This window comes from Burkholderia sp. AU15512 (assembly GCF_002223325.1).
Classification (GTDB): Bacteria; Pseudomonadota; Gammaproteobacteria; order Burkholderiales; family Burkholderiaceae; genus Burkholderia.
This window is the reverse complement of record NZ_NKEX01000006.1, coordinates 2,406,366-2,433,130: the sequence shown is the minus strand read 5'-3', so window position 1 is coordinate 2,433,130 and position 26,765 is coordinate 2,406,366. Positions and strand designations below refer to the sequence as shown.

Annotated in this window: 26 protein-coding genes; 9 read left to right on the top strand and 17 right to left on the bottom strand. The window is 66.9% G+C overall.

Annotated elements, in window-relative coordinates:
• The first annotated feature begins 187 nt into the window (after positions 1 to 187).
• Together CFB43_RS30255 and CFB43_RS38995 are read left to right on the top strand one after the other, a co-directional pair.
• Positions 188 to 1,000, top strand: a complete 813-nt coding sequence (locus CFB43_RS30255; RefSeq protein WP_089497772.1) for a hypothetical protein — start codon at positions 188 to 190, stop codon at positions 998 to 1,000.
• A gap of 67 nt (positions 1,001 to 1,067) precedes the next feature.
• Positions 1,068 to 1,241, top strand: a complete 174-nt coding sequence (locus tag CFB43_RS38995; protein WP_256990136.1) for a helix-turn-helix domain-containing protein — start codon at positions 1,068 to 1,070, stop codon at positions 1,239 to 1,241.
• A gap of 308 nt (positions 1,242 to 1,549) precedes the next feature.
• On the opposite strand, the gene glmS is transcribed toward CFB43_RS38995, so the two are convergent.
• Entirely contained in the window at positions 1,550 to 3,379 is a 1,830-nt protein-coding gene (gene glmS, locus CFB43_RS30245; RefSeq protein ID WP_089497771.1) for a glutamine--fructose-6-phosphate transaminase (isomerizing), read from the bottom strand.
• 156 nt (positions 3,380 to 3,535) lie between these two features.
• On the opposite strand from glmS, the gene CFB43_RS30240 reads away from it, so the two are divergent.
• Positions 3,536 to 4,027, top strand: coding sequence for an Lrp/AsnC family transcriptional regulator (locus CFB43_RS30240; RefSeq protein ID WP_021160045.1), 492 nt, complete (start codon positions 3,536 to 3,538; stop codon positions 4,025 to 4,027).
• A gap of 67 nt (positions 4,028 to 4,094) precedes the next feature.
• On the opposite strand, the gene panB is transcribed toward CFB43_RS30240, so the two are convergent.
• Positions 4,095 to 4,952 carry a 3-methyl-2-oxobutanoate hydroxymethyltransferase gene (panB, locus tag CFB43_RS30235; protein ID WP_089497770.1) on the bottom strand — a complete coding sequence of 286 codons (858 nt, stop codon included), beginning with the start codon at positions 4,950 to 4,952 and terminating at the stop codon, positions 4,095 to 4,097.
• 77 nt (positions 4,953 to 5,029) lie between these two features.
• Here panB and CFB43_RS30230 point away from each other — a divergent pair, with 77 nt between their 5' ends.
• Positions 5,030 to 5,848, top strand: a complete 819-nt coding sequence (locus CFB43_RS30230; RefSeq protein ID WP_089497769.1) for an AraC family transcriptional regulator — start codon at positions 5,030 to 5,032, stop codon at positions 5,846 to 5,848.
• Positions 5,849 to 5,867: 19 nt separating this feature from the next.
• Here CFB43_RS30230 and CFB43_RS30225 read toward each other — a convergent pair whose 3' ends face one another.
• On the bottom strand, positions 5,868 to 6,401 hold the full coding sequence (locus tag CFB43_RS30225; RefSeq protein ID WP_089497768.1) for a methylated-DNA--[protein]-cysteine S-methyltransferase: 534 nt from the start codon (positions 6,399 to 6,401) through the stop codon (positions 5,868 to 5,870).
• Complete coding sequence (locus tag CFB43_RS30220; RefSeq protein ID WP_089497767.1) at positions 6,398 to 7,882, bottom strand: bifunctional transcriptional activator/DNA repair enzyme AdaA; 1,485 nt, start codon at positions 7,880 to 7,882, stop codon at positions 6,398 to 6,400. Before CFB43_RS30220 ends, CFB43_RS30225 begins: the two co-directional genes overlap by 4 nt.
• A gap of 322 nt (positions 7,883 to 8,204) precedes the next feature.
• Between CFB43_RS30220 and CFB43_RS30215 the strand changes: the two genes are divergently transcribed.
• Positions 8,205 to 9,497: an MFS transporter gene (locus CFB43_RS30215; protein ID WP_089497766.1), complete on the top strand. Its 1,293-nt coding sequence runs from the start codon at positions 8,205 to 8,207 to the stop codon at positions 9,495 to 9,497.
• 87 nt (positions 9,498 to 9,584) lie between these two features.
• Here the strand turns inward: CFB43_RS30215 and CFB43_RS30210 are convergent, their stop codons facing one another.
• Together CFB43_RS30210 and CFB43_RS30205 are read right to left on the bottom strand one after the other, a co-directional pair.
• Entirely contained in the window at positions 9,585 to 10,688 is a 1,104-nt protein-coding gene (locus tag CFB43_RS30210) for a LacI family DNA-binding transcriptional regulator (protein WP_089497765.1), read from the bottom strand.
• Between the two features lie 116 nt (positions 10,689 to 10,804).
• Positions 10,805 to 11,857 (bottom strand): RNA-guided endonuclease InsQ/TnpB family protein, encoded by a 1,053-nt coding sequence (locus CFB43_RS30205; protein WP_089498195.1) that lies wholly within the window; start codon positions 11,855 to 11,857, stop codon positions 10,805 to 10,807.
• 120 nt (positions 11,858 to 11,977) lie between these two features.
• Here CFB43_RS30205 and CFB43_RS30200 point away from each other — a divergent pair, with 120 nt between their 5' ends.
• A complete protein-coding gene (locus CFB43_RS30200; RefSeq protein ID WP_089428365.1) occupies positions 11,978 to 12,811 on the top strand; it encodes an NAD-dependent epimerase/dehydratase family protein in 834 nt (277 codons plus the stop codon).
• A 203-nt stretch (positions 12,812 to 13,014) separates the two neighbouring features.
• Complete coding sequence (locus CFB43_RS30195; RefSeq protein ID WP_089497764.1) at positions 13,015 to 13,740, top strand: tetratricopeptide repeat protein; 726 nt, start codon at positions 13,015 to 13,017, stop codon at positions 13,738 to 13,740.
• A gap of 63 nt (positions 13,741 to 13,803) precedes the next feature.
• Here the strand turns inward: CFB43_RS30195 and CFB43_RS30190 are convergent, their stop codons facing one another.
• From CFB43_RS30190 to CFB43_RS30180, 3 genes are all read right to left on the bottom strand, one after another.
• On the bottom strand, positions 13,804 to 14,124 hold the full coding sequence (locus CFB43_RS30190) for a DUF1330 domain-containing protein (RefSeq protein ID WP_089497763.1): 321 nt from the start codon (positions 14,122 to 14,124) through the stop codon (positions 13,804 to 13,806).
• 211 nt (positions 14,125 to 14,335) lie between these two features.
• Complete coding sequence (locus tag CFB43_RS30185; protein WP_089497762.1) at positions 14,336 to 15,040, bottom strand: hypothetical protein; 705 nt, start codon at positions 15,038 to 15,040, stop codon at positions 14,336 to 14,338.
• A gap of 104 nt (positions 15,041 to 15,144) precedes the next feature.
• Positions 15,145 to 15,615 carry a MerR family transcriptional regulator gene (locus tag CFB43_RS30180; protein ID WP_089498194.1) on the bottom strand — a complete coding sequence of 157 codons (471 nt, stop codon included), beginning with the start codon at positions 15,613 to 15,615 and terminating at the stop codon, positions 15,145 to 15,147.
• Positions 15,616 to 15,692: 77 nt separating this feature from the next.
• Here CFB43_RS30180 and CFB43_RS30175 point away from each other — a divergent pair, with 77 nt between their 5' ends.
• Positions 15,693 to 16,937 carry an NADH:flavin oxidoreductase/NADH oxidase family protein gene (locus CFB43_RS30175; RefSeq protein ID WP_089497761.1) on the top strand — a complete coding sequence of 415 codons (1,245 nt, stop codon included), beginning with the start codon at positions 15,693 to 15,695 and terminating at the stop codon, positions 16,935 to 16,937.
• 169 nt (positions 16,938 to 17,106) lie between these two features.
• On the opposite strand, the gene CFB43_RS30170 is transcribed toward CFB43_RS30175, so the two are convergent.
• From CFB43_RS30170 to CFB43_RS30135, 8 genes are all read right to left on the bottom strand, one after another.
• Entirely contained in the window at positions 17,107 to 19,224 is a 2,118-nt protein-coding gene (locus CFB43_RS30170) for a TonB-dependent receptor (RefSeq protein WP_089497760.1), read from the bottom strand.
• 53 nt (positions 19,225 to 19,277) lie between these two features.
• Positions 19,278 to 21,392 carry a TonB-dependent receptor family protein gene (locus CFB43_RS30165; RefSeq protein ID WP_089497759.1) on the bottom strand — a complete coding sequence of 705 codons (2,115 nt, stop codon included), beginning with the start codon at positions 21,390 to 21,392 and terminating at the stop codon, positions 19,278 to 19,280.
• Positions 21,393 to 21,556: 164 nt separating this feature from the next.
• Positions 21,557 to 22,024 (bottom strand): DUF2946 family protein, encoded by a 468-nt coding sequence (locus tag CFB43_RS30160; RefSeq protein ID WP_089498193.1) that lies wholly within the window; start codon positions 22,022 to 22,024, stop codon positions 21,557 to 21,559.
• Positions 22,002 to 23,465: a PepSY-associated TM helix domain-containing protein gene (locus tag CFB43_RS30155; protein ID WP_089497758.1), complete on the bottom strand. Its 1,464-nt coding sequence runs from the start codon at positions 23,463 to 23,465 to the stop codon at positions 22,002 to 22,004. The genes CFB43_RS30160 and CFB43_RS30155 overlap by 23 nt, the downstream gene beginning before the upstream one ends.
• A 242-nt stretch (positions 23,466 to 23,707) precedes the next feature.
• Positions 23,708 to 24,193 carry a hypothetical protein gene (locus tag CFB43_RS30150; RefSeq protein ID WP_089497757.1) on the bottom strand — a complete coding sequence of 162 codons (486 nt, stop codon included), beginning with the start codon at positions 24,191 to 24,193 and terminating at the stop codon, positions 23,708 to 23,710.
• 103 nt (positions 24,194 to 24,296) lie between these two features.
• Positions 24,297 to 24,842: a hypothetical protein gene (locus CFB43_RS30145; protein ID WP_089497756.1), complete on the bottom strand. Its 546-nt coding sequence runs from the start codon at positions 24,840 to 24,842 to the stop codon at positions 24,297 to 24,299.
• Positions 24,839 to 25,078, bottom strand: a complete 240-nt coding sequence (locus CFB43_RS30140; protein WP_089497755.1) for a hypothetical protein — start codon at positions 25,076 to 25,078, stop codon at positions 24,839 to 24,841. The genes CFB43_RS30145 and CFB43_RS30140 overlap by 4 nt, the downstream gene beginning before the upstream one ends.
• Positions 25,079 to 25,171: 93 nt before the next feature.
• Positions 25,172 to 25,495 (bottom strand): DNA-binding protein, encoded by a 324-nt coding sequence (locus CFB43_RS30135; RefSeq protein WP_069259119.1) that lies wholly within the window; start codon positions 25,493 to 25,495, stop codon positions 25,172 to 25,174.
• A gap of 592 nt (positions 25,496 to 26,087) precedes the next feature.
• Between CFB43_RS30135 and CFB43_RS30130 the strand changes: the two genes are divergently transcribed.
• Positions 26,088 to 26,720 carry a LysE family translocator gene (locus CFB43_RS30130; RefSeq protein WP_089497754.1) on the top strand — a complete coding sequence of 211 codons (633 nt, stop codon included), beginning with the start codon at positions 26,088 to 26,090 and terminating at the stop codon, positions 26,718 to 26,720.
• The last annotated feature ends 45 nt before the right edge of the window (positions 26,721 to 26,765 follow it).

The window sequence follows — 26,765 nt, the reverse complement described above, 5'->3', positions numbered from 1 at the left end:
GCGTGTCGGGGATTGTTGTAGTCTGGGCAATACGATAGTGTGGCGCACCGGCCTGCCGCCGAACTGACAATGAACCTATGATGGGTCGCGCAGGCGATCGGTGAACCCGAACGGTTGGACCGTTACCGATCGTTTGATCCCGCCGATCTCATCGTCGACCGATTCGCCAGAAAATCAGGAGTGTGTCGTGTTTCACCGGAGATCCATGTTGGGCCGTCGGAATGTCGCGTGCGTCGTCGCCGTGGCGATCATGCTGGCGCCAGTCGCGACGCGTGCAGCGGCCGACCATAGCAACGATACGGCGAGCGTCGCGCCTGCCGTTTCGGCCAACACGTCGCTTACGCGGCCGATCGTCGGCGACGATCCGGTCGCGATTCGGGAAGCACTGGAGAAGCTGCACGTCAAAAGCGCGTCACCGTCCCTGAGCGATCGCGTCCGCGGCCTGATCCCCGGCGTGGCCGACAAGCATGGCAAGGATGCCGGCCTGGCCGAGGTCAACCTGGATCGTGAAGTCACTTTCCTGGTGCCGGTTTCGTACGGGCTGCGATATCAGTCGCAGAAGCATCTGTTGAAGGTGAACGTCGATCTGGTCGACGCCGACGGCGAAGGCCGGACCGGCATCCTGCTCAGAAAGGCCATTACCGGGCCGCGAGGGCGAGGGCTCGTGATCGCACCCGAGGCGAAGGCAAAAGGCTATATCCAGCAGATCGACATCATCGAACTCGATCCCGGAAAAGGCGGGAAGTCCACCGTGCGCGGCAGCGTGCGGCTGTCACCCGCTGCGTACGCGCAAGCGCAGGGCGGGTTCGTGTTGGCTCTATCCGGGCGGTTGGTCCGGCCGTACCTGACCGAACACATCGAGCACGCCGAGCCGAGCAACGACGAGCCGACCGACATCACGACGAGGACGTCGAGGTTGTACCTGGATATCGAATCCATTTCGCTCGTGAGTCGGGCGAGTGGGGCGGTGTTGTTGAAGAAGCTTAGTTTCTCGAAGTAGTGGGTTTGTTGTGCGAGTCTTTGGGCGGTAAAGGGGCTCCGCAACGGAACATTTCGAGCGTGCGGGGTTGAGCGAGCGCACGCTGCAGCAGCGTTTTTCCAGCGATGTGGGCGTGATGCCGAAGCGGGGGATCTGTCGATGCCGGTTGCATGAGTCCATCGGCTGGCTCGCCGGTGGCGAGCCGGTTGATCTCGCGGAACTGGCTCATGCCCGCTCGGGTATCTTGATCAGGCTCGCTTGAGGCGCGATATCCGCAAGCTGGCGGGGAAGATTCGGGCGGAGACGTGGGCTCAGCGGCCAAGCGGGCCAGAACACCTCTGGGAATCATCGTAACCTATTGATTTATAAAGATTGGCCGTTTGTGGTACAAAAAACAGACCTCTACGGCCAATGCTCAACTACCTGCCACTCTCGGACAATGCTGCTCGTCAGGCTATCGACTCGTCTAACGTGTTCGAGGAGTTCTGTCGGACGAAATCCGGGCTTTGAAATGTGCCGGAGGTATGTACTGGAAAACCCAGGGACCTTAGGCCCCGGAGAGGTCCACCCTCACTCCACCGTCACCGACTTCGCCAGATTCCTCGGCTTATCGATATCCGTCCCCCGTGCCAGCGCGGCGTGATACGCGAGCAGTTGCATCGGCACCGTATGCAGAATCGGCGAAAGCGGCCCGTAGTACTCGTTGAGCCGAATCACCTCGATCCCTTCGCTCGGCACCAACCCACAGTCCACATCCGCGAACACAAAAAGCCGCCCATTCCGCGCACTGACCTCGTGCATGTTCGACCGGAGCTTTTCGAGCAGCATGTCATTCGGCGCGACCGCAATCACCGGCATTTCGTTACTGACGAGCGCCAGCGGCCCATGCTTCAGCTCCCCCGCCGGATAAGCCTCCGCATGAATATACGAAATCTCCTTCATCTTCAGCGCGCCTTCGAGCGCGATCGGATAATGCATCCCGCGCCCGAGAAACAGCATGTTGTCGCGTCGTGCGAGCAGCTCCGACCAGGCCATGATTTGCGGTTCGAGCGCGAGCACTTTCGACATCGCATCGGGCAGATGTCTTAGCGCACGCAGATGCTTCTTCTCTTCGTCGTCGCTCAACCGCCCACGCACCTGCGCAAGCGACAGCGTCAGCAGAAACAACGCAACGAGCTGCGTCGTAAAGGCCTTCGTCGAAGCCACCCCGATTTCGACGCCCGCACGCGTGACGAATTGCAGCGCACATTCCCGCATCAACGCGCTCGTGGCGACATTGCAGATCGCGAGCGTATGCATCATCCCGCTGCGCTTCGCGACATGCACCGCCCCGAGCACATCGGCCGTCTCGCCGCTCTGCGACACCGCGACAACGAGCGTGCGCGGATTCGGCACACTGTCGCGATACCGAAACTCGCTGGCGATTTCCACGCTGGCCGGCAGCTTCGCAATGCTCTCGATCCAGTACTTCGCCGTGAGGGCCGCGTGATAACTACCGCCACAGGCGAGCAACAACACCGAATCGACGTCGTTGAAAACCCGCCAAGCACCATCACCAAACAACTCCGGCATGATCGACGACACATCGAGCAACGTGTCGGCCACCGCCTGCGGCTGCTCGAAGATCTCCTTCTGCATGTAGTAGCGATACGACCCGAGATCGGCCGCCCCGCTATGCGCGGCGACTCGCTGCACCGCACGCTCGACACGCTGGCCGGCCGCATCGACGATCCAGTATCGGTGCAGCTGGATATCGGCAACGTCACCGTTCTCCAGGTAAGCGATGCGATCGGTAATCCCCGACAGCGCAATCGCATCCGACGCCAGAAAATTCTCGCCTTCGCCGACACCCACGACGAGCGGCATGCCATCGCGCGCACCGACGATCCGGTGCGGCTCGTCGCGGCACATCACCGCGATCGCATAGCTGCCGCGCAGTCGCGCAACCGCACGCCGCACCGCATCGAACAGGTCGCCGTCGTAAAGATGATCGATCAGGTGCGCGATGGCCTCGCTGTCGGTCTGGCTCGCGAACACGTAGCCATGCGCCTGCAGTTCCGCACGCAGTTGATCGCAGTTCTCGATGATCCCGTTATGCGACAGCGCGATGCGCGCATTGGCGTCGCTCGGCGAGAAGTGCGGATGCGCGTTGAGCGTGACGGGCGCGCCATGCGTGGCCCAGCGCGTATGCGCGATCCCGGTGTAACCCGACAGCGCATGCTCGGCGATCTCGCGCTGCAGGTTGGCCACACGATCGACGCTGCGGGCGCGCGCCAGCGCCCGGTCGCGGTACACCACGACGCCGCACGAATCGTAGCCGCGGTATTCGAGCCGCTTCAGGCCGTCGACCAGGTTCGGCAGGATGTCCCGCTGGGCGACCGCCCCGACAATTCCACACATATCGCGCTCCGTAAATGTCCTGTCTGGATCAGTGAGAGCGATGGTAGGGCGAGCCAAATGGAATTAAATTTCAAAATAAGACAACAAATGAAACGGACGATAGATCGTCTATCATGTTGAAATTAAATTTCACGTCCTGACCGGAAGGAGCCGCCGATGGCCGGCATCACCCTCGACGATCTCGACCTGCGCATCCTCGCGATCCTGCAGGACGACGCGTCGGTGTCGAACCTGCAACTGGCCGAGCGGGCGCTGTCGTCGCCGCCCACCTGCATGCGCCGCGTGCGCCGGCTGACGGAAGCCGGCGTGATCCGTCGGCAGGTCGCGGTGCTCGACCCGGTGGCGATCGGCACGGCCGTCACCGCGCTGATCGAGATCAGCCTCGACCGGCAGACGGCCGAAGACTACGACGCGTTCGAAGCGTACGTATGCGCGGAGCCGGCCGTCACGCAGTGCTATCGCGTGTCGCCGGGGCCGGATTTCGTGGTGGTGGCGGATCTGGCCGACGTCGCCGAATACGACGAATTCGCGCGCCGGCTGTTCACCGGCGCATCGAACGTCCGCAACGTGCGGACGTTCTTCTCGACGCATCGCGCGAAATTCGAAGCGAACGCTCGGGTCACGCACGCGATGCGCAAGCGCGCGTGAGGTGATTGCACCATCATTCGCGATGCGTTCGCGCATGCCTGCGCGACGTCATCACGTCATCACGTCATCACGCAGCCGCGTCAGCCGCGCCCACCAGTTGCAACGGCTTGCCATACCCGAAGCAATGCGCGGGCTCCGGAAACACACGCTGCCGCACGTCGTGCGCGTACAGACGAATCGCATCGCGCATCACCGCATACGCATCGGCATAGCGTTTCACGAAGCGCGGCGTGTACGCATCGAATGCGCCGATCATGTCCTCGGTCACGAGCACCTGTCCGTCGCACGCGGGCGATGCGCCGATGCCGATCGTCGGGATCGTCAGCGTGTCGGTGATATGGCGCGCGAGCGCTTCGGCCGTCCCTTCGATGACGACGCTGAACGCGCCGGCCCGTTCCGCCGAACACGCGGCGTCGAACACCTGCGCGGCCGAGCGCGGGTCCATCCCCTGCGCGCGGAAGCCGCCCGTCGCGTTGGCCTGCTGCGGCATGAGGCCGACGTGCGCCATCACCGGAATGCCACGCTCGGTCAGGAATCGAATCGTGTCGCCCATCTCGCTGCCGCCTTCGAGCTTCACGGCTTGCGCGCCGGTTTCGGCGAGCAGGCGCGCGGCGGAGCGATACGCCTGCACGGGCGATTCCTGGTACGTCGAGAACGGCAGGTCGACGACGACGCATGCCTGCGCGGCGCCGCGCACGACGGCCGCACCGTGTGCAATCATCATGTCGAGCGTGACGCGCAGCGTATCGGGCATCCCGTACAGCACCATGCCGACGGAGTCGCCGACGATGATCACGTCGGCCACCTCGTCGACGAGCTTCGCCATCGGCGCGGAATACGCGGTCAGCGACACGAGGCTGCCGATGCCCTTGGTCGAACGGATCGCGGTGACGGTCTTGCGGGTGGTGCGGGTATGAGCGCTCATGAACGGAAGCCGTGTGAAGGAAGAGCCGCCACGGTAGCATCGCGCTCGTTCGTGCAATGACCTTCGGAGGACGTCTTATGGTGCTGGCGGGACAATCGGGTGACCCTTACGCGGTGCCGCCGATGGCGCGCCTGCCGAGGCCGCTGTACGTGCGTGCGTTCGGCATTCCCGGCAACGTGAGCATCGACGCGCACAGTCATCCGTGGGCGCAGCTGATGTATGCGACGAGCGGGGTGCTCGAGGTGTCGACGCCGTCGGGCCGGCACCTGCTGCCGCCGCACTATGCGATGTGGATTCCGCCGCACGTGCCACATGCGGTGTCGACGCGCGATTGCGTCGCGTTCCACAGCCTGTATCTCGATGCGGCGATCGCGCGCGACGACGTGCATGACGATTGCGCGATCCTCTGCATGACGCCTTTGCTGCGTGAGCTGGTGCTCGCCACGGCCGACTTGCCGGTGAACTACGACGAGGCGGGGCCGGACGGTGCGCTCGTCTGCCTGATCGCGGACCGGATCGCACGGATGCGGCAGGCGCCGCTGACGGTGCCGCTGCCGCGCGATCCGCGTCTGCTGAAAATCGCGCGTGCGTTGCATGCGGATCCGGGCGATACGCGCAATCTCGACGAATGGGGGCATCAGGTCGGCGCGACGCGACGCACGCTGTCGCGGCTGTTCCGGCAGGACACGGGGCTGTCGTTCACCGAATGGCGGCAGGCGGTGCGGCTGCTGGCAGCGCTGCCGCTGCTCGATGCGGGCGAGCCGATCGGCGCGGTGGCCGCGCAACTGGGCTACGACTCGACGTCATCGTTCATCGCGCTGTTCCAGGCGAAATTCCAGCTGACGCCCGGCGCGTATGCGAAGCGTGAAGCGCGCCGGCCCGTGCTGAACGCGTGACGCGGCGGCACACGCCCTCTCAGAACGCGAGCGCCTGCTGCACCGGATGGTCGGCGCCGCGCTCGAACCCCGCGCCTTCGAGCGACAGCAGCGCACGCTTGCGATCGATGCCGCCCGCATAGCCGGTCAGGCTGCCCGACGCGCCGACCACGCGATGGCACGGCACCATGATCGACACCGGATTCCGGCCGACCGCACCGCCCACGGCGCGCGCGCCGCTCATCGGCAACCCGACGCGCTCGGTGATGTCGCCGTACGTCACGAGTTCGCCGAACGGAATCGCGAGCAGTTCCCTCCATACCCGTCGTTGAAACGCGGTGCCTCGCAGGTGAATCGGCACGGAGAATGTTTCGCGCATGCCGGTGAAGTACTCGGCGACTTCTTCCGCGACCTTGCGCGCAAGCGGCGACATCGCGAGCGCGTCTGCCTCGGTCACGATCGCAACCGGCGGGAAGTATTTCTGGCCGACGAAGTAGAGGCCCGTCAGCGCATCGTCCTCGATGCGCACGGCGATGTCGCCCAGCGGGCTCGGAATCAGGTGAGCGGGAGTCATCGCGACACATCTCCATGAAGGCGCCACACGTGCAGTGCGGCATACGCGCGCCACGGCGCCCAGCGCGCCGCATGCGGCGCGGATGATGGCACACGGGCGCGTTCGGTGCGCGCGGGCAGCCACGCATCGTCGGCCGGGAACGCATTCGGCCAGGCCATCGCACGCATCGCGACGTACTGCACCGCGTGCTCGTCGAAACCCGGCAGCGCGCGCAGTGCGTCAAGCGTCGTGTCGAGCGGCGCCATCGGTTCGAGTGAGAGCGTGCCGTCGTCGACTGCGCGGGCGAGCGACACGATCGCCCGTGCGGGTTCGCGCGAGATGCCGATCGTTTCAAGCGCGGAAGGCGGCAGGGCGGCCAGCGTCGCGGCGGAGGGCAGCGCGTGCATGAGGCCCGGCGGCGCGCCTTCGATCGATGTGCCGAAACGTTCGGCGAGGCGCGCCAGCACCGGCGCGCCCGCATGCGTCGCCGCAAGCCGTTCGCCTGCAATCGCACGGATCGCGATCTCGACACCGTCGAACGCGCCGGGGACACGCAGGCCCGGCGAGCCGCTCGCGAGTTCGCCGAGATGCGCGTCGATCACGTCGGGGCGGCTGTCGAGATCGAACAGCCGCCGCACGCGCGCGAGCACGGCCGGTACGACCGGCGTCAACGAGGGCGACACGGTGACGGCCAGCGCGAAGCGCTGCGGCACGTGCGCGACGGACAGCCGGCCGGCCACGCGCCCGTTGTCGGCGGTGGTGTTCCCGTTGCGGTTCGGCAATTCGACGACACGCGCATAACCCTGCGCATCGATCCGCTCGACACCGTCGATCTGCCGCTGCGCAAGGAAGCGCATCAGCTCGTCCCACGCGAACGGCGGGCGATACGGCAGCGGAAACGTCATGTCGCCGTCGGCCGATGCGCGGGCTCCTTTGCGCAGCCGCAACGGATTGAGGCCGTAACGCTGCAGGAACAGGTCGTTGAAGCGCCGCACGCTGCCGAACCCGGCCGTGGATGCGACGACGGCCACCGGCAGCGCGGTATCGGTCAGCAACCGCTTGGCCATCAGCAACCTGTGCGTCTGCGCGAACTCGACCGGCGACACGCCGAACTGCGCGCCGAAGATCCGGCGCAGGTGGCGTTCGGTCACGCCGACACGCCGTGCGAGCGCATCGATGGACTGCGCGTTCAGGAAACCGTCCTCGATCAGCGTGGCGGCTGCGTCGGCGAGCGTGCCGGACAGGTCGAGCAGCCCGTGGCCGGGCGCGAGCTCGGGGCGGCATCGCATGCAGGGTCGAAAGCCGGCTTTCTCGGCGGCCGCGGCGCTCGGGTAGTAGCTGCAGTTCTGCGCCTTCGGTGGCTTCACCGGGCAGACGGGGCGGCAATACACGCCCGTCGTCGCGACGCCGACGAAGAACCAGCCGTCGAAGCGGCGGTTCCGCGAAAGCAGGGCGTCGTAGCAGGTGTCGGGATCGAGGCGCATGGGACGACTGTAAACCATCCCGCCCGCCGATTCTGGCTGGAATCGGACATGTGTCTCGGCGGCCATCCTCGCGCGCGCTCGTCAGGAAAATCCGGGAAAAACGGTTAATGCCATGTAGTGAAACAGTCGTCTCTTTTACGGTTGACTAATTTGAGATGACTCATCGAAATCCCCGACTGACAGGGCATGGGCGCACGTCCTATTCTTTGAAAAACGTTTTCCAGATTGATCGGCGGAATCGGCCATGCGCGACAGGCGCGCCACCGTCCGCCCCGGCGCCGGTCGCCGGTCAACGAACAACGTGCGGCGCGACGGGCGTGGCCGCGCATCGGAGACATTCATGCAATCTGCCGTCGTCGGCGCCGTGCGCGCGGCCGCCAGCCGCTACCGCTGGACCGTCTGTGCGCTGCTGTTTTTCGCGACCGTCATCAACTACATGGATCGGCAGATCCTCGGCCTGCTCGCGCCGATGCTCCAGCACGACATCGGCTGGAGCCAGGTGCAGTACGGCCGCATCGTGATGGCGTTTTCCGCGTTCTATGCGCTTGGTCTGCTCGGCTTCGGGCGTATCGTCGACCGGCTCGGCACGCGCATTTCGTACGCGCTGGCGATGCTGGTGTGGAGCATCGCCGCGATGCTGCACGCGGCGGTCGGCTCGGTGATGGGTTTCGCGTTCGTGCGCGCGCTGCTCGGGATCGGTGAGGGCGGCAACTTCCCGGCCGCGATCAAGACGACGGCCGAATGGTTTCCGCGTCGCGAACGCGCGCTCGCCACCGGCATCTTCAACTCGGGCGCGAACATCGGCGCGGTGTTCGCGCCGGCGATCATCCCGGCGATCGCGGTGGCCTACGGCTGGCGCGCGGCGTTCGTGATCGTCGGTGCGATCGGCATCGTGTGGCTCGCGGTGTGGCTCGTGCTCTATCGCCAGGCCGATACGCGCGCGCTGGCCGCGGAGTACGACGAGCCGCGCGACGAAGCGGAAGCGCTCGACGCGGCGAACGCGAATGCCGGCGCGCCGCGCTGGGGCGAACTGATTCGCAAGCGCGAGACGTGGGCGTTCCTGATCGGCAAGTTCCTGACCGACCCGGTGTGGTGGTTCTACCTGTTCTGGCTGCCGAAGTGGCTCAACGAATCGCGCGGGATGGACATGCAGCACATCGGCTTGCCGCTCGTCTGCATCTATGCGCTGACGACGGTCGGCAGCATCGGCGGCGGCTGGCTGTCGTCGATGCTACTGCGTGCGGGCTGGAGCGTGAACGGCGCGCGCAAGACGGCGATGCTGATCTGCGCCTGCTGCGTGCTGCCGATCGCGTTCGTGTCGCAGGTGCAGAGCCTGTGGGCCGCGGTGCTGATCGTCGGCCTCGCCGCCGCCGCGCACCAGGGCTGGTCGGCGAACCTGTTCACGACGGCATCCGACCTGTTCCCGCGCCGCGCGGTGGCATCGGTGGTCGGCATCGGCGGGATGGCCGGTTCGATCGGCGGCGTGCTGTTCTCGGAAGTGATCGGCCAGGTGCTGCAGCGCACGGGCCACTACTGGGTGCTGTTCGCGATCGGCGCGTCGGCCTACCTGATCGCGTTGGGCGTGATGCACCTGCTCACGCCGAAGATGAAGCCTGCGCAGCTCGACGCGTGATGGTGTGATTGTGTAATCGCGTATCCGCAAACGAACGCGCCGCCCAAGGGCGGCGCGTTTTCTTGTGCAGGCGCGAAAACAGGGAACTCAGCCGGCCGCGGCCGTCGACGCGCGCATGATCAGCCGCGGTTCGAACGTCGAGTAGCTCGCATCGGTGCGGCCCGCGAGCGCATCGATCAGCTTCTGCATCGCGAGCTCGCCCATGTTCTCGCTCTGGATGTCGACGGTCGTCAGCGCGGGCGCCGCGTATTCGCCGTACGGCACGTTGTCGATGCCCGCGACCGACACATCCTGCGGCAGCCGGAAGCCGAGCGACGCGGCTTCCTTCATGAAGCCGAGCGCGATCAGGTCGTTGTAGCAGATCACGGCCTGCGGGCGCTGCGGCCCGAGCATCACGCGCGAACACGCACGCTCGCCGGCCTCGGCGGTCGGCGCATGCGCATCGTGCACGTCGAGCGTGAGCCCGGCTTCCGCGAGACAGTCGCGGGCGCCCTGGATCCGTTCGTCGTTCACGCGTGCGGTGCCGAAGCCGAGATACGCGATGCGCGTGTGGCCGAGATTGAGCAGGTGGCGCGCGAGCATATAGGTCGACAGCCGGTTGTCGATGCCGACGCTCGGAATCGGCAGGCCGGGGCTGCGGCGCAGCAGCACGAGCGGCTTGTTGAGATCGAGCATCCAGCCGGCTTCTTCATCCGGCATCCGCGTGCTGACGATCAGCCCGTCGACGCGCTGCGCGAGCGCCTCGATCAGCGAGCGTTCGCGTGCCTGGCTCTCCTCGGTATCGACGAGCAGCAGCGTGTAGTCGTGCTGGAGCGCGACGCGGTTCGCGCCTTTCACCACGTTCGTGAAGTGCGGGTTGCTGATGTCGAGGATCACGAGGCCGATCGTGCGCGTGCGGCCGGTGATCATCGAGCGCGCGAGCGGGTTCGAACGGTAGCCGAGCCGCTCGATCGCCTCCTTGAGCCGGGCCTCGACGGTCGGCGAGAAGCGCTGCGTGCCGTTCACGTACTTCGATACCGTCGCGACCGACACGCCGGCTTCCGCCGCCACGTCGCGGATCGTCGGGGAAACTTTTTTCATTCGAAGGGTAACGTTTTCGTTCCGTAAGGCCGGATTGTGGCAGAAAAAGGGCGCGCGCGGCCACGCGCCGATATCGGGAAAGTGCGGATGGCTGCGAGCGGGTTCGGCCATTGACGTTCGGCAGCGCGCCCGCGTATAGTTGGAAAACGTTTTCCGATTCTGGTCAAATACCAGCTCGGCGCCCAGGTCAGATTCAAGGAGATTCATTGACGTCCTCCTCCGCCTGCCTAAAGGCGGAGGATTCCCACACCTGGCGATGCACGTCCGCATCGGAGAATGTTCAACGCAGCGTTGATATCACGATCATGCACGACACCGCAGTCACTGCAGGCCCACTCTCTTATTCGCAGCCCCGCGATACCTTTCGGCCGCGTCGTGCTGTCTTTCGACCCGCACGCCGAACAGGACTGGGTAGAACCGCTTTCGTCGACTTCCTCGAACGTGGCTCCGTGCGCGATCGCTTTGTAGCGGAGCTTGTTTCGGAAGGACGACCAGGATGCGTCGTAGACGCTCTTCGCCATCCTGGTTCTGGCGAGTTTGACAGCCGACACGTTGCCGACCGCGATGTAATCGAAGCGCCGCACCAGATCGAGCGCAAGCTTGTGCTGGAAATCGGCACGGGCATTCGCGACCTTGGCGTGCAGCTTCGCGATATGCCGCTTGTGCTTTCTCGCCCGTTGCGCTTTCGCCAGCTTTTCCGCCGCTCGTCGACCCAACTGGTCATTGGGCAGCTTCTCGCCGGTCGAAAGTGTGGCGAAGTCTTTCAGGCCGAGATCGATGCCGACACCGGAACGGATTGGGCGGGCCTGAACTTCGGGCATCTCGATCACGATATTCAAGAACCAGTTGCCGCGCGCATCCTGCGCAAAATTGGTCCCATCCTTGATCTTGCCTTCTGGAAGCGGCCGACTATTGAACACGCGAAAGCTGTTGCCGGCGAAGCGAAATGCGTTGCCTTCCCGCTTCAGGTCACGGCCCTTCAGCGGCACCCAGCCAAGCGATTTCCTGCCGCGATAGCGCAGGTAGGGCCGACGGTGCTGACTGCGCGACTTCGCGTATTGCTCACACGTTGCATTGACCGTTCCGGAGTGAACGCCGAGCTCCTTGCTGCTGCCGGTGGTCAGCACGTTCAGATCAAAACCCGTGGGCCACTTCTTGTTCCACTTGAGCGCGTGCTTCTGCGTGTCGTTGCAGAAGTTCCAGACGTAGTTCACCGCACGGCTCTGCTTGTTAAGCAGTCCGTTGAGCGATTTCACCCGGTAACGGTAGACAAGGATCATGCCGGCCATCCTAACCCGTGGAAGAAGCTGCCTGTCAAGCGCACTCCTTTCACTCTCCGCCCCGTGTCCCCAAGGAAGTTTCCTTGAGGAAAAGAGCGGAGTCTCTCGGAGAAAATTCTGATGAACGCCTCATCCACCGGCGCGCGCAAACCGTTCGGGCGCCTGCTGCTGACAGGCGCGGCCGGCAACCTCGGCCGCCAGTTGCGCGGCGCGCTCGCCGACTGGGCCGACGTCGTGCGCGTCAGCGACATCGCGACGCTCGGCGACGCGGCCGCGCATGAAGAAACCCGCGTCGTCGACCTGGCCGACCGGGCCGCGGTGATGCAGCTCGTCGACGGCGTGGACGCGATCGTCCACCTCGGCGGCATTTCGGTCGATGCGCCGTTCGACGATCTCGTCGGCGCGAACATCACCGGCACGTACAACCTGTACGAAGCCGCGCGCAAGCACGGCGTGAAGCGCGTCGTGTTCGCGAGCTCGAACCATGCGATCGGCTTCCATCCGGTCACGGAAGTGCTCGACGCCGATTCGCCGCTGCGCCCCGACAGCCTGTACGGCGTGACGAAGTGCTTCGGCGAATCGCTGTCGCGCTACTACTTCGACCGCTTCGGGATCGAGACCGTGTGCCTGCGGATCGGCTCATCGTTCGAAGTGCCAAAGAATCCGCGCATGCTCGTGACGTTCCTCAGCTATCGCGACTTCATCGAGCTGGTGCGCTGCTCGCTGCTGACGAACCGCGTCGGGCACGCGATCGTGTACGGCGCGTCGGACAACCCGGTGAAGTGGTGGGACAACACGAAGGCAGGCTTCCTCGGCTTCCGCCCGCGTGACAGCTCCGAGCAATTCGCCGGGCTGTTCCCGGTGACGGCGCCGACCGCCGACTACGACGATCCCGCGCAGCGGTTCCAGGGCGGCGGGTTCGTCGTCGGCGAGCCGATGGAGCGCAAGGGGTAGCCGGCACGGTGGGGCGAGGGCCGCTTCATTGACGACGGATTTGCGATTGCGGTAAAAGGAAAGCCATCCGGTGCGACAGGTTCCGCCATGCGGGGCCGCAGAACGACGATACGCACCGGACGGCTGCATGCGAAGCGCGACACGTGGGGGCACGATGTCGTGCTTCGCCGTAATCCGATCGAATAATCACAATATCGAGAGCAATGAAAAAACCCCTATTGGCGCTGTGCGCCGCGCTGGCCGTTGCGCCGGCATTTGCCGATCTGAAGGACGGGTTGGCCGCCTACGAGAAGAAGGACTACCAGACCGCCATCCCCGAGCTGACGACCGCGGCGAACGCGGGTAACGCCGAAGCAGCCGCGTTGCTTGGCAAGTACTACCGCTACCCGAGCAGGGACGACGAGCAGGCGGTGAAGTGGAGCTTCATCGCCGCCCAGCATGGCGACGTGAAGATGCAGTACGACATGGCCGTACGGATCGACGATATCGCGTGGCGGCTGTTCCGTCGTGAAGAGGATCCGGCCAAGCGTTATTTCCGCGTGGCCGCGGATTGCTTCCAGCTGGCAGCCGACCGTGGCTACGCACCCGCGCAGAGCGCGCTCGGCTTGATGTACGACATGGGGTTGAAGCTGCCCGCGGACCTCGACAAAGCCACTGCGCTGTATCGTTCGGCCGCGCGCCAGGGCGATCCACTGGGGCTCGAAAGCATGGGAACGCTCTATCAGAAAGGGCGTGGCGTGAAGCAGAACCAGCTGACCGCGTACACGTTCTACCTCGCGGCGTTGAAATCCGCAAAGGGCAGCCGCAAGGTCGAGTTCTCCGAGGTATCGGCCGCCGAACTCGACGGCGTGCTGTCGGCGCGCGATCGGGAGAAAGCGAAGGCGACGGTCGACGCGTGGGAGCCGGGTCAGCCGCTCGAAGGGATGTAACGCCGCCGTCGGCGCGTGGCGGCCCAACAGCCCGATTGGCGACCGGCGGCGTGTAATGCTTCGTCAGCGCAGGATGTCGGTCGCCTTGTGCCGCGCGTCGACGCCGTCGATCAGGATCAGCGGGCCGCTCGCGTGCCGCGCGCGCAGCGGCTGGATCTGCCGGTACGCATCCGATTCGTACCACGCGCGCGCCGTGTCGAGATCGGGAAACGCGATCGCGATCAGGTCGCCGCGCCACGCGCCTTCACGTACCTCGGGCCGCGCGCCGTGAATCACGAAATGACCGCTGAAAGGCGCGAGCGTGCCGTCGATGCGTTCGAGATATTCGACGATGTCGTCGCACATCTCGACGTCGTGCAGGTGGGCGATGGCGTAGGCGGTCATGGGAGGCTCCTTGATGTGATGCGGTTCGTGCGTCGATGGAGCCATCATCGCGGCGTGGGCGGCGCGCGTCGATTACCTGCGACGTAAGCAAATCTGCGCGGCTGCGGAAGGGGGCAGGCGTGTGCCGGCAGACACACTGCGCGTGCGGCGCGGCAGCGTCCGCGCATACCGCTTGTCCGCACGCATCGTCAGTCGCGGCGCGGCGTCACCATCAATGCGTCTTGCTGCAAGCCGGATCGCTACCTCGCCGCTCGGCCGAATCACACCAGTAATCCGGCCGCCACGCTTCGAACGTGACCGCTTTCGCCGCATTGGCGCGCGTGACGCGCACCGGGTCGGCTTTCAGCGCATCGCCGTTCGGATCGTCGTTGAAGCGCCAGTTCCGGAACACCTCGCGATGGAACACCCACGTGCGATGCGCGTTGTCGTAGCGAAACGTGACACGGTCGCGCCAGTGGTCATGGCCCGCGAATACGCCCTGTTCGACCGTGAAGGTGCGCGGTTCGACCGTGAGCGCGTTCTCGGCGACGCCATCCAGATACGGGTCGCCCATCCCGCCTTCGTCGGCTTTCATGATCACGGCGTCGTTGCGCGCCGCGAGCCGGTAGTGCCCGTCCTTGTCCGGCAGGAAGATCATCAGCGGACGCGGCGACGCCTTGCGCATCGAGTCGTCCGATTGATGCGCGACGACCACATAGCCGATGCGGGCGCCGTCGGTCAGTCGCCCTGACGCGGCATCCATCGCTTCGTAGCCGGCGGGCAGCTGCGCGACGATCTCGTCCGGAAGGTCGGGGGCGGCGGGGCAGGCGAACGACGCAGGCGTATCGGCGCACGTCCTGGCGCAAGCGTTGCCGATGCCGATGCCGAACGTCAGCAGTGCGGCGACGAGGAATCCTGTGGTGCGGGGGATCGTCATGCGGATCGGGTCTTGAAGTCGCGCCGCGGAAGCCGGCGCACGCGCGTCGACTCGTCTCGCCGCCGCGGAGGTTGATTGTTTGTCAGATGACGCAGCGTAACCAGTCATGCGCGCTTGCGTGTCGGCCGCGGGACCGGCGCGGGCACCGGTGCCGACGCCGACGCTTCCTCGGCCTGCGCGCACAGCCGGTCGAGCATTCGTTGCGCGGTTTCCGCGCAATCCTCGCCGTCCGGCTTGTTCTCGATTTCCTCGATCAGCACCTCCAGATGTTGCCGGTTCTGCGCGAGACGCTGTTCGAGCCGCACGATTTCGTCGACCTTGTGCCGCAGCGCCACCAGCAGCTCGTCGCGCGGCCACGCGCCGAGATCGGGCGGCAACACCGCGCGGATTTCGTCGAGCGCAAAACCCGCGCGCTGCGCGCGGTCGATGATCGCGAGCCGCGTCAACGCTTCCGACCCGTATTCCCGATAGCCATTCGCCTGCCGACGGGCCGGTTCGAGCAGCCCGCTCGCTTCGTAGAAGCGGATGCGGGATGCCGCGAGGCCGCTCGCCTTCGCCAGTTCGCCGATTTTCATGCTGTGCTCCAAAAGGGCTTGACCTTAAAGTTGACTTTAAAGTTATCGTTGGGCATCGTCAATCGAGGGTGCCCTCCATGAACCTGTTTACACCGCTGACACTGCCCAACGGGGCGGTGATTCCGAACCGTCTGGCCAAGGCCGCGATGGAAGAGAACATGGCCGATGCGAACCACGCACCGTCCGACGCGTTGCTGCGCCTGTACCAGGCGTGGGCCGATGGCCAGGTCGGCCTGATCCTGACCGGCAACGTGATGGTGGACGGCCGCGCGATGACGGGGCCGAACGGCGTTGTGCTCGAGAGCGATGCGCATCTCGACCGCTTCCGCCGCTGGGCGCAGGTGGCGCGCTCGGGCGGCGCGCACGTGTGGATGCAGATCAATCACCCGGGGCGCCAGATGCAGGCGGCACTCGGCCAGACGACGCTCGCGCCGTCGGCCGTGCCGCTCGCGCTCGGTGCGCTGTCGAAGCAGTTCCCGGTGCCCAAGGAGATGACGCCGGCCGATATCGCCGACGTGCAGCAGCGCTTCGTGCGCGCCGCGCAGCTCGCGGAGCAGAGCGGCTTCACCGGCGTGGAGATCCATGCGGCGCACGGCTATCTGCTGAGCCAGTTCCTGTCGCCGCTGACGAACCGCCGGCAGGACCCGTGGGGCGGCAGCATCGAGAATCGCGCACGCCTGCTGCTCGACATCGTGCGGGAGGTGCGCGCGACGGTGTCGCCGCAATTCGCGGTCGCGGTCAAGCTGAACTCGGCCGATTTCCAGCGCGGCGGCTTCAGCGCGGACGATGCGAAGCGCGTGGTCGAACTGCTGAATCCGCTCGGCGTCGATCTCGTCGAACTGTCGGGCGGCAGCTACGAAGTGCCGGCGATGCAGGGCGAGGCGCGCGACGGGCGCACGCTGGCCCGCGAAGCGTATTTCCTCGAATTCGCGCGCGACATCACGGCGGTCGCGCGGATGCCGCTGATGGTCACGGGCGGCATCCGGCGCCGCGTGGTGGCCGAGCAGGTGGTCGACAGCGGCGTGGCGATGGTCGGCATCGCGACCGCGCTGTCGATCGAGCCGAACCTGCCGCGCGACTGGCGGGCCGGCAAGGACAGCGCGCCGGTGCTGGAACCGATCCGCTGGAAGAACAAGGCGCTGGGCGCGCTGGCCAACATGGCGGTCGTCAAGTTCCAGCTCGCGCGGCTGAGCGTTGGCCGGCGCACGCACCCGCAGGTGTCGCCGCTGCGCGCGCTGGTCGGGCAGCAACTGGCCGCGCAGTGCCAGACGCGGCGCTACCGGAAGTGGATGGCGGGGCGCGCGGCAGGCACGCGTGCGTGACGTGCGGTCATGCGGCCCGGCGACGGGTTCGTCGGGCCGCCGTGCGCCGATCCAGGGCGTTCATGCGGTTGCGTCAGTGGCCGCGCATTCGCGGTGAGGTCGCGATGAAATGCGCCCGCCGCAGGGCATGCGCACCGGCGGCGGGTGCGGCGCACCGCATCGCGCCGCGTCAGAACCGGTAGTTCGCCACGACTTCGAGCCGCCGGTCGTTACCGAGCAGGTATTGCGTCTCGTTGTAGTACGCGGACTGCACGAAGCGCCGGTTGAACACGTTGTACGCGCGCGCGGTGATCGTCGTGTCCTTGCGCGGTTTCCACGCGAGGCCGAGGTCGACCGTGGTGTACGACGGCATCACGAGCTGGTTCGCCGTGTCGGCGAAACGCTTGCCGACGTACTTGACGCCCGCGATGCCCGTCCAGTCCGGCGCGAAGCGCCAGCTCACCCACAGGTTCGCGAGCCGCTGCGGCACCGACACCGGCACGTTGCCCGCGCGCGACACCGTCGTGCCGCCGGACGTCTGCTGGAAGTCGTCGTATTTCGCGCGCAGGATCGACACGTTCGCGTCGACGCGCCAGTCCTTCGCGATCTCCGCGCCGACCGTCGCCTCGAGCCCGCGCGACGACTGCCGGCCGATCTGGATCGACTGGTTCGGGTTCAGCGGATCGGCCGTCAGGAGATTGCTCTTGACGATCCGGTACGCGGCGAGCGTCCATTCCGCCTTGCCGCCGAGGAACGACTGCTTCACGCCGATCTCGATCTGCCGGCCGGTCGCGAGCGTGAAGTTCGCCTTCGACGCATTCAGCGACAGCAGCGAGCTGATCGGATCCGCCGCGACCGAATACTGGCCGTACACGGCGAGGCCGGGCTGCACGTCGTACACGGTGCCGATGCGCCAGCCCGTGTTCGCGAACACCTTCGTGAATGCGCCGCCGTTCACGAGATCGTCGCGGTTCACGCTCGCATGGTCGTAGCGCAGCCCGCCGATCACCGACCAGCGCGGCGTGATCTCCAGCCGGTTCTCGGCGAACAGCGCGTACTGGTTCGCCTGGCTGCGGTACTTCGGATAGGTGCCGGCCGTGTTGATGAAGCTGCCCGGATCGAAGTTGAACGGATCGACCGTCGACGTGCCCGAATAGGGCGAGTTGTTGTCGTGCTGGAACGTCGTGTGATTGAACTCGAAGCCCGTCGAGAACGTGTTGCGCATGCCGAGCAACGCGGTGGTGACGGTGGCCGCCGTCACGTTGCCGTACTGCTCCTGGTCGTGGAAGATTTCCGTGAAGCTGCTGCGCCGCACTTGCGCGGTCGACGGCAGGTACGTGTAGTACTCGGCGTCCTTCCAGTGTCGGTTGCTCTTCATCCGGTACAGCGTGCTCGTCACGTTCAGGCTGTCGCTCGGCTGCCAGTTCGCCGCGACCGTCGCCCAGCTGTCGCGGAACGCGATGTCGCTGTCGCCGACGTTGTAGTTCTTCTTGTCGAGCGCGCGATCGCGCGCGCCGTTCACGAGCGGCACGCCGAAATACTGCATCGGATGCTGGAAGCCCTGCGCGTACGACGCGGTCACGTACAGGTCGGCGCTCACGTCGTAGCGCAGCGCGCCGGAGATCGACAGGTTGCGCGAATTGCCGCGGTCGACCCAGTTCGACGAACGGTTGCCGCTGATGTCGAAGCGGTACGACAGCGTGTCGTTGATCGCACCGCCGCTGCCGAACGCGACCCGCGCCGTGCCCTCGGTGCCGCCGCCGACCTGCAGCTCGTTCTGGATCGCGCCGCGCGTCGGCTTCTTCGGCACGATGTTGACGACCCCGCCGATCGCGCCTTCGCCGTAGATCACCGACGCCGGGCCGCGCAGCACGTCGATATGGTCGACCGACCACGTGTCGAACGGAAACGTGATGCCGATCGCGCCGTACGGGCGCACGCCGTCATAGAGCTGCGTGACCGACGACGCGCCGACGAAGCCGCGCGCGCCGAGTTCCGAGCCGCCGTTGCCCGGATGCGGCGACGCGCTGATGCCGGCGGCGCGGCTCACCGCGTCGACGATCGCGCTGTCGCCGCGCGTGTCGAGCGTCTTGCGATCGATCTGCTCGACGCTCGCGGGCGTTTCGAGCGAAGTCAGGCCGAGACGGCTGCCGGTGTCGAGCGGCTGCGTGAGCGGTGTCGCCTTCTGGGCGTTGACGCGAATCGGTGCGAGCGTGGCGCCGGCGCTCGCGGCATCGCTTTCCTGGGCCTGCCCGGCGGGCGAGAAGGCCGCGAGCAAGGCGGCGGGCAGCATCAATCTGAACTTCATGTTTCGAGATCCTTTGAATCTGCTTAATGCGGTGTTGCTTGAAAGGCGGCGCATCAGAACGCGTACCGCATGCCGGCGAACACGCTGCGCCCTTCGCCCGGATAGAAGATCGCGGTGTTCGCGGTGCGCGCATCGGCGACCGTGCTGATGTCGCTCACATAGCGCTTGTTGGTCAGGTTGCGCGCGTCGACGAACAGCGAGAGGCCATTGCGGAAGTCGTAGCCGGCCTGCAGTCCGAGCAGCGTATAGCTCGGCACGCGCAACGTGTTTGCATCGTCGGCCCATGCGCCCGACGGCACCCAGTCGAGCGTCGCCGCGATGTGGAAGCCGCTCGGCCGCGCGTATCCCAGCGTCGCGCGCAGCACGTTCAGCGGCACGCCCGCGATCCGGTTGTTGCCGTACTGCGGGTCGTTCTTGAAGCGGAAGTCGTTCAGGTTCCAGATGCCCGACAGCGTGACCTTGTCGCCCGCGCCGCGCCCGGTGACGTTGCGCAGCAGCTCGACCGACGCGCCGGCCTCGATCCCTTGCAGCACCGTCTTGTTCGCGTTGAACGTCGACGCCGGCACATCCGGGTTCGTCGTGTACTGCAGCAGCTGGTCGCGCACGAGCGAGCGATAGGCGGTCACGTCCCAGCTCACGCGCTCGCGCGAGCCGCGCGTGCCGAACTCGATCGTCCAAGCGTGCTGCGCCGCGAGCGGCGTGAAGCGCGTCGTGTTCGAGAAGGTCTGCGTGAGGTCGGTGAAGTCGGGTACGTCCTGGCTGCGCGTGACGTCGACGTAGGCCTGGGTGTGCGCGTCCGGCTGCCACAGCAGCCCGAGCTTCGGATTGACGCCGCTGTAGCTCGCGTTCGTCGACTTGTAGTTTGGGGCGCGCGGCAGCCCGCCGTTGTCGATGTACTCGCGCACCGAGTGCAGCACCTTCACGCCCGTCATCAGCGCGACGGTCGGCACGAAGAACAGCCGGTTCTCGACATACGCCTCGTAGTTGAACGCCGTTTGCGTCGAGTCGAGCGTCTGCGCGCCCTTGTTGCCGTTGACGTTCACGTACTGGTTCGCCTGCGTGCGGCCGCCGAAGAAGCGTGCACCGACGATCAGGTCGTTGCGCATCCCGCCGAGCGTCAGGTGGCCCGTGTAGCGCGGCGCGAAGCCGTAGGTCCAGCCGTCCTGGTCGAGCGCCTGGAAGATCGGGTGATAGAGGCTCTTGTGGATCGCCCACGTGTCGAACTGCAGCTCGCCCGAATCGAGCTTCACCGTCGTGCGGTTCGCGATCCGCTCGGTGCGCGTGTTGCGCGCCTGGTCGCCCGATATCGCGTTCGGCGCGGCCTTGGTCGGATTGTTCAGCGCGTCGGACAGCGACAGCGTGCCGGGCAGCAACTGGTCGACGACGTACACGCCGACATGGAAGCGCGTCTCGACCGTCGGGCTGAACCGGTAGCCGACGTTCGCGTTGAACTGCTCGTATTGCCCCTTCGAATGATCGCGATAGCCGTCCGCGTGGTTGACGCTGAAGTTCGCGAGGAAGTCGAGCGGGCCGAGCACGCGCGAGATCTGCGCGCTGGTGCGCACCGTGCCGTAGCTGCCGCCTTCCACGCGCACGATGTTCGGCGCGTCGGCGGTATGAGCGGTCGGCGTGATGAAGTCGATCGCGCCGCCGAGTGTCGACGCCCCATACGCGAGGCCGTTGCCGCCCTTGTAGACCTGCACCGCCTGCAGTGCGAGCGGATCGATCTGGTAGTAGTCGCCGCTGCCGTCCGCGAGGTTGGTCGGGATGCCGTCCTGCAGGATCTCGAGGCCGCGCGTGTGGTACGAGCGGGCGATGCCCGAGCCGCGAATCGACAGCCGCAACTCCTGGCCGTAGCGGTTCTCGACGAACACGCCCGGCACGTCCTTCAGCACGTCGCGCAGCGTGAACGCGTAGGTGTTCCGGTAGCTGTCGGCATCGACGAAGCCCACCGAGCCGACCGTCTGCTCGAGCGTGCGCTTCAGGCTGCCGGTCGATTTCGATGTCAGCGAGTCCATCTCGCGGGGTGCGTTGACGTTGATTGCGGGCAGGGGCGACGCGGCCGGTGCGTCGGTTGGCGCGTCGGCGCTCTGTGCGCAGGCGGCCGACGCGGAGAGCACGGAGATCGCGCCGGACAGCGCGACGGCAATACGGGTCAAGGTAAGCATGTCGTTGTACGTAGGACGATGATGAGTCGGACACGATGCGCGCCATGCACGGCACCGGCCACCGCGCGTGGTCACGCGCGCGGGCTTGGCATCGGGCACCGGCAGGGCGGGCAGGCGAAGCGGACGGCGCCGCGCGGTGTGCGGCGGCGCGGTCCCGAGGTGCGTCAGGCGCGGGCGGAAGGCGGCCCGCGCGCGGCGAGCGCGTAGCGCTTCGCCGGGTAGCGGGCAGAGGGGATCGGCGGCGCGGGCGGCGCATGCCGCACGGCCGGGGAAGCGGACAGGAACACCGCGTACTGCAGCGGCGGATGGCCGGCGAGCAGGCCGCAATAGCCGCAGCGGTCGAAATGCCGGTCGGATGGAGAATCGGCTGGAGAAGCGGACGGAGAAGCGGACGGAGAAGCGGACGGCGCAGGCGATTGCGCGTGCGCCACGAGCGTGTTGCCGGTGGCCGAGCAGATCGGCGCGGCCGGCACGCCATCATCGGGTGCGGCGGCGCGCAGTTGCGAGATCAGCGGCGCGACGAGTGCGAGCACGAGCGCGAACAGCCCGAGCCACGCGGTGGCCCGGGCTTGTCGCGTCGTCGCGCCGCGTACGCCGGCGCGCGATGAATCAGGTCGCTGCGCGTGCCGCACGGCCGAACAGCACACGGTCGATCAACCAGACTGCGACGATCGTTGCGCCCATCAGCGGGAAGACGATGCCGAGCAGCACGAGCCCCGCGATCCAGCCGCGCATCGGCGGCGCGCCGCGTTCGCGCGACGGCGCGCCCAACTTGCGAGCCGGGCGGCGCTTCCACCACATCACGGTGCCCGTGACGGCCATCGCGGCCAGCCCGAGCGACAGCACCGCGCAGACGATCTGGTTCGCGAGCCCGAAGTAGCGGCCCATGTGCAGCGACGTGCCGTACGACACGGCGCGCGATACCGCGCCGTAGTCGTCGTAGCGGATGTCCTTCAGCACGGCCCCGCTGTACTGGTCGAGGTAGATCGTCCGCTCGGCTTTCGGGTCGTCCGGGAAGTACGACGCGGTGAACACGCCATCCGCGCCGGACGGCAGCGCGAGCGTATAGCCGCTCGTCACGCCGAGGCCCGCGACGATCGCGATCGCGTGGGCCAGCGGCAGCGGTGCCGGCGTCGGTGCCGACGGCGAATGCGGAACGGGCACGTTGCCGACCGCCCACGGCGTTTGCGGCAACGGCAGGTCGTCCATCACCATCCCCGGCATCGACTCGCCGGAGTCGTGGTGATGGCCGGACGGTGCGGCAGCCTGGGCAGGTGCGGGCGCCGCGGCGGCACCGGGGCGCGTCGAGCGAACCGACCCGCCGCCCCATGCGCCTTCCGGCGCGCCGAGGTTCACGGTCGCGGCCAGCGCCTTGAAGTTCTTGCCCCACGAGCCCGACCACGGCAGCCCCGTCAGGATGAACGCGATCGTGCCGGCCGCGAGCCAGATGCCGGCGGTTGCGTGGAGGTTTTTCCACAGCGGCCGGCCGCGCAGCGACAGGTCGGGGCGCAGTGCCTGCCCGACGCGCGCCGCGCCGCGCGGCCACCATAATGCGATGCCGGTGCCGATCATCACGAAGGTCCAGCACGCGGCGAGCTCCATCAGCAACTCGCCCGTTTTGCCGAGCAGCAGCTTGCGATGCAGCATCCGGTCGATCTGCATGAAGCGGTTCTCGACGCTCAGCGTGCCGAGCACGCTGCCGTCGTACGGGTTCACGTACACGCTCTCGCGGCTGCCGTCGCGCAGCCGGAACACGTATTCGGCGCTGCGGTCCGGCGCGGTCGAGACCTGCACGGACACCGGCGTCGCGCCGGCCGGCATCGCGGTGCGCGCGCGCGCGAGCAGTGTGTCGGCATCGAGCCGCGGCGTGGCGCGCGGCTCGACGACGAGCCGGTGCGGATACAGCAGCGGCTCGATCTGCGGCTGGAAGCAATAGAGCGTTCCGGTGATCGCGAGGACCACCAGGAACGGCATGACGAACAGGCCGGCATAGAAGTGCCAGCGCCAGAGCGTCCGGTAGCCGGCGTGGGCGGATTGGGCGGGCGAGATCGCCCGTTCGACGGTGGTCGACATGGTGTCAGCTCCTCGGGTTCGTTGAGCGGCCGCGCCGGCACGGGCCGGCGGACGTCAACGCGCGTTGCGCCCGCCGGCCGGCATCGACGGAACGGGCGGCGCGGCGCCATGCGCGGAAGCGGCGCATGACGGCGTCGCCCGCGCGAGGCGGGCAGGCGGGTGAACGCTTGAATCAGGTCGTGCGAGACGAACGGCATGCAGGCGCGCGCACGTCGACGTGCACGAGCCGCGGGGCGGAACCGTCAGCAGGACAGCGGAGGGGCGCGGGAGGGTGGGCGATCGTCGAAGATCGATCGCACGACAGGAATGCGGTCGACGTGAATCCGGAAGCGCCGTGGCGCGGCGGCGGGAAACAGCAGCACCAGCAGCACGAACGACGCCAGCGCGGTAAACAGCGCGGCGCCGAATGCGCACAGGCTGTCGCCGCTGCCGGACGAGGTCGCATTGTCGGCATGGCCGTCATGCTTGAGCGCATCGGCGAGCGCGCGCGCGTCGTTGGCCGGTGTGATCGGCGCGCCGGCATCGAAACGGGCCGCCAGCGCGGCGACGTTGACGATCAGCGGGCCGCGGCCCGAACACAGCACCACCGAGCCCGCATCCGGACCGTCCGGATCGAGCATCACGGCGCCCGACATCAGCGCGCGGGACAGCAGCGTCACGAGGAGGATCCCCCACAGAAGCTGTCGCGCGACGCCTTGCCGGAGCAGAAAGCGGCGAAGTGCGTTCATGGCGCGCGATTGTACCTCCGTTTGCGGGGCGGGGCCGTCCGCCACGCTGATGCACGGCATCAGCCCGGCGTGCTGCCGGAAGCGGACGAAAGCACGCGGGCGGCTATTCGGAACCGAACGATCCGCTGCCGGGCGGCGGGTTCGCCGGGCCATACGACCAGGTGCCGTCCGCGCGGGCGGTCAGCACGTTGCCCGAGCGCCGGTCGTACAGATGCCACTGTTCGTCGGCCGGATCGTCGCCGTACGGCCAGGTCGTCAGCTTGCCGCCGAGGTCGAAATCGAACGCCCACGAACCCGGCTGGGCGCAGGGCGTGACCCACTGCAGGATCTGCCCGTCGAGCCGTTGCGCGGCGGCCGCGATGTCGCCGGATCGGGATTCGCTGTGCGCGAGCTCGTGACCGTCGAGCGCGATCGACCAATGGCAGTAGCAGATCCACAGATGCCCGTTGCCGGCCACCGTCACGTGCCGCGACGCGAGCCTGTCCCGTGCCGTCGCGGACAGGCCGGGCGAGCCGGCGAGCGGCTCCCTGACATGCAGCGCGGGTTGCCCGAATTCGAACGTGAGAAAGCTGCCCTGGCCTTTCGTCACGGACCAGGCAGGGGTGTCGCAGATGGCCGGCCAGATCCGGTCGAAGTCGGCAGCGGTCACGGCGCGCGTCTCACATCGGCGAAACAGGACTCGGCCTCGGCGTCGTCGGCGCTGCCGTCATCGTCGGCCACTTGATCGGACAGGCCGGCCGGCGACACGCGCCGCATCGTCCGCTCGACGTCGCGATCGTCGCGGCGAGCGTTCGGGTCGAGCGGCTCCTGTGCGTCTCGTCCGTCGCGTTTCACGAACACGCCGAGTGCGCCGGCCTGTCGGGATGGCCGGTTCCGGGGAATCATGCGGCGAGATCATCGGGCATGCGCGTGCCGCGCATCGGGAAAGGCCGCCGCAGCCGTGCGTGACGCCCGCGGCAGCCGATGCAGTGCGCCGGCTCAGGCCGGATACGCATCGTCGACTTTCAGGTTCGCGAGCCGGAACAGCGTGCGCAGCGTCTGCGGATGAATGTCGCGGTGCGCGGCGAGCGACGTCAGCATGAAGTCGAGCACTTTCGCGTAGCGGAGCAGCACGAGGCAGCGCGCGAGATCGGGCGTGCGGCCGCGCATGTCCTCGGCGAGGTGAACCATTTCGGTGGACAACGAGCGTGCCATCTCGAGTTCCATCTGCTGCTTTTCGGTCCAGTCGGGCAACGGCTGTTCGAGCACCTTCGCGAGAAAGAGCTGGAACGACGTGTCGGACGAATTGGGCAGTGCATCCATGAAGGGCCTCGTTACTTGCTCGGATCGTTCGGGCGTGTCCGCTGGATGCGCCCGACGGTGGGTTCGTGTCCGCGCGGTGATCGGCGCGGCGGTTACCCGAACGGGATGCAGGTTTCGTACCAGCGGCACGAGACGATTGTTGAGTATTGTTGAGCCGCGAGGCGATGAGGGCCGCGAGTCCCGCCGGTACTGGGGGGAGGAGGGGACCGAGGAGGCGGTCTACCGGCGCGGTGCGATGCATATCGCGTACGCGGAGCAGCTCGCCGACGCGAAATGCTTCACGGATGTAACGTAACGCCGGGATAAATTGCGTGGCGCGTTCCCCGGCGGTCTGACGAATCGGGCCGGCCCGCGCGTGCCGCCTGCGCCTGTCAAGCGTTCGGGCCGGCGGAAGCGTTGGGACAGGGTGTCCGCCATGCTCGGCGAAAGCCGCCCGCGAATGTGCCGGGTGTTTCAAATCCGAGACGGATTGACCCGTGGCGATCCGGTTGCGCGCCCCGTCCAACTGGCCCAGCGAATTGTCGGCCAATTGTCCATGGGCAGACGGCGCGCGTTTGCCAACAATGCCCCGATCATCCCTGCGAGGTTCGACATGAGCGTCCACGCCTTCTTCTCGGCCAACCTGCTGCTGGCCTACACGGCTTACTTCATCGGGACGGCCAGCCCCGGGCCGAGCAATCTCGCGATCATGTCGGTCGCCGCGAACCAGGGCCGCAAGGCGGCGCTCGCGTTCGCGCTCGGCGTCATTTCCGGATCGATGTGCTGGGCGACGGTGGCGGCGCTCGGCGTGTCGGCCGCGCTGCTCGCGTGGTCGAAGCTGCTGGTCGCGATCAAGCTGTTCGGCGGGCTGTACCTGCTGTGGCTCGCGTACAAGTCGGGACGTACGGCATGGTCGGGCAACGCGGCGGCGTCGACGAACGCAGCGGGCGAGCAGCGGCTGTCGCGCTTCTACGTGCGCGGCGCGATGCTGCACCTGACCAATCCGAAAGCGATCCTCGTGTGGGTGTCGATCGTCGCGCTGTCGTCGAACGGCGCGGGCGCGTCGCACGGCGCCGTCGTGCCGGGCTGCATCGTGATCGGGTGCCTGGTGTTCGGCGGCTATGCGCTCGTGTTCTCGATGGACGGCGCGCGCCGGCTGTACGTGCGCGGCCGGCGCGCGATGGAAGCGTGTCTTGCCGTCGTGTTCGGCGTGGCGGGAATCAGGCTGCTGGTGTCGAACGTGTAGGGTGGGCGACCGGGTGTGATGCCGCTCAGGCAGACGTGCGCATCA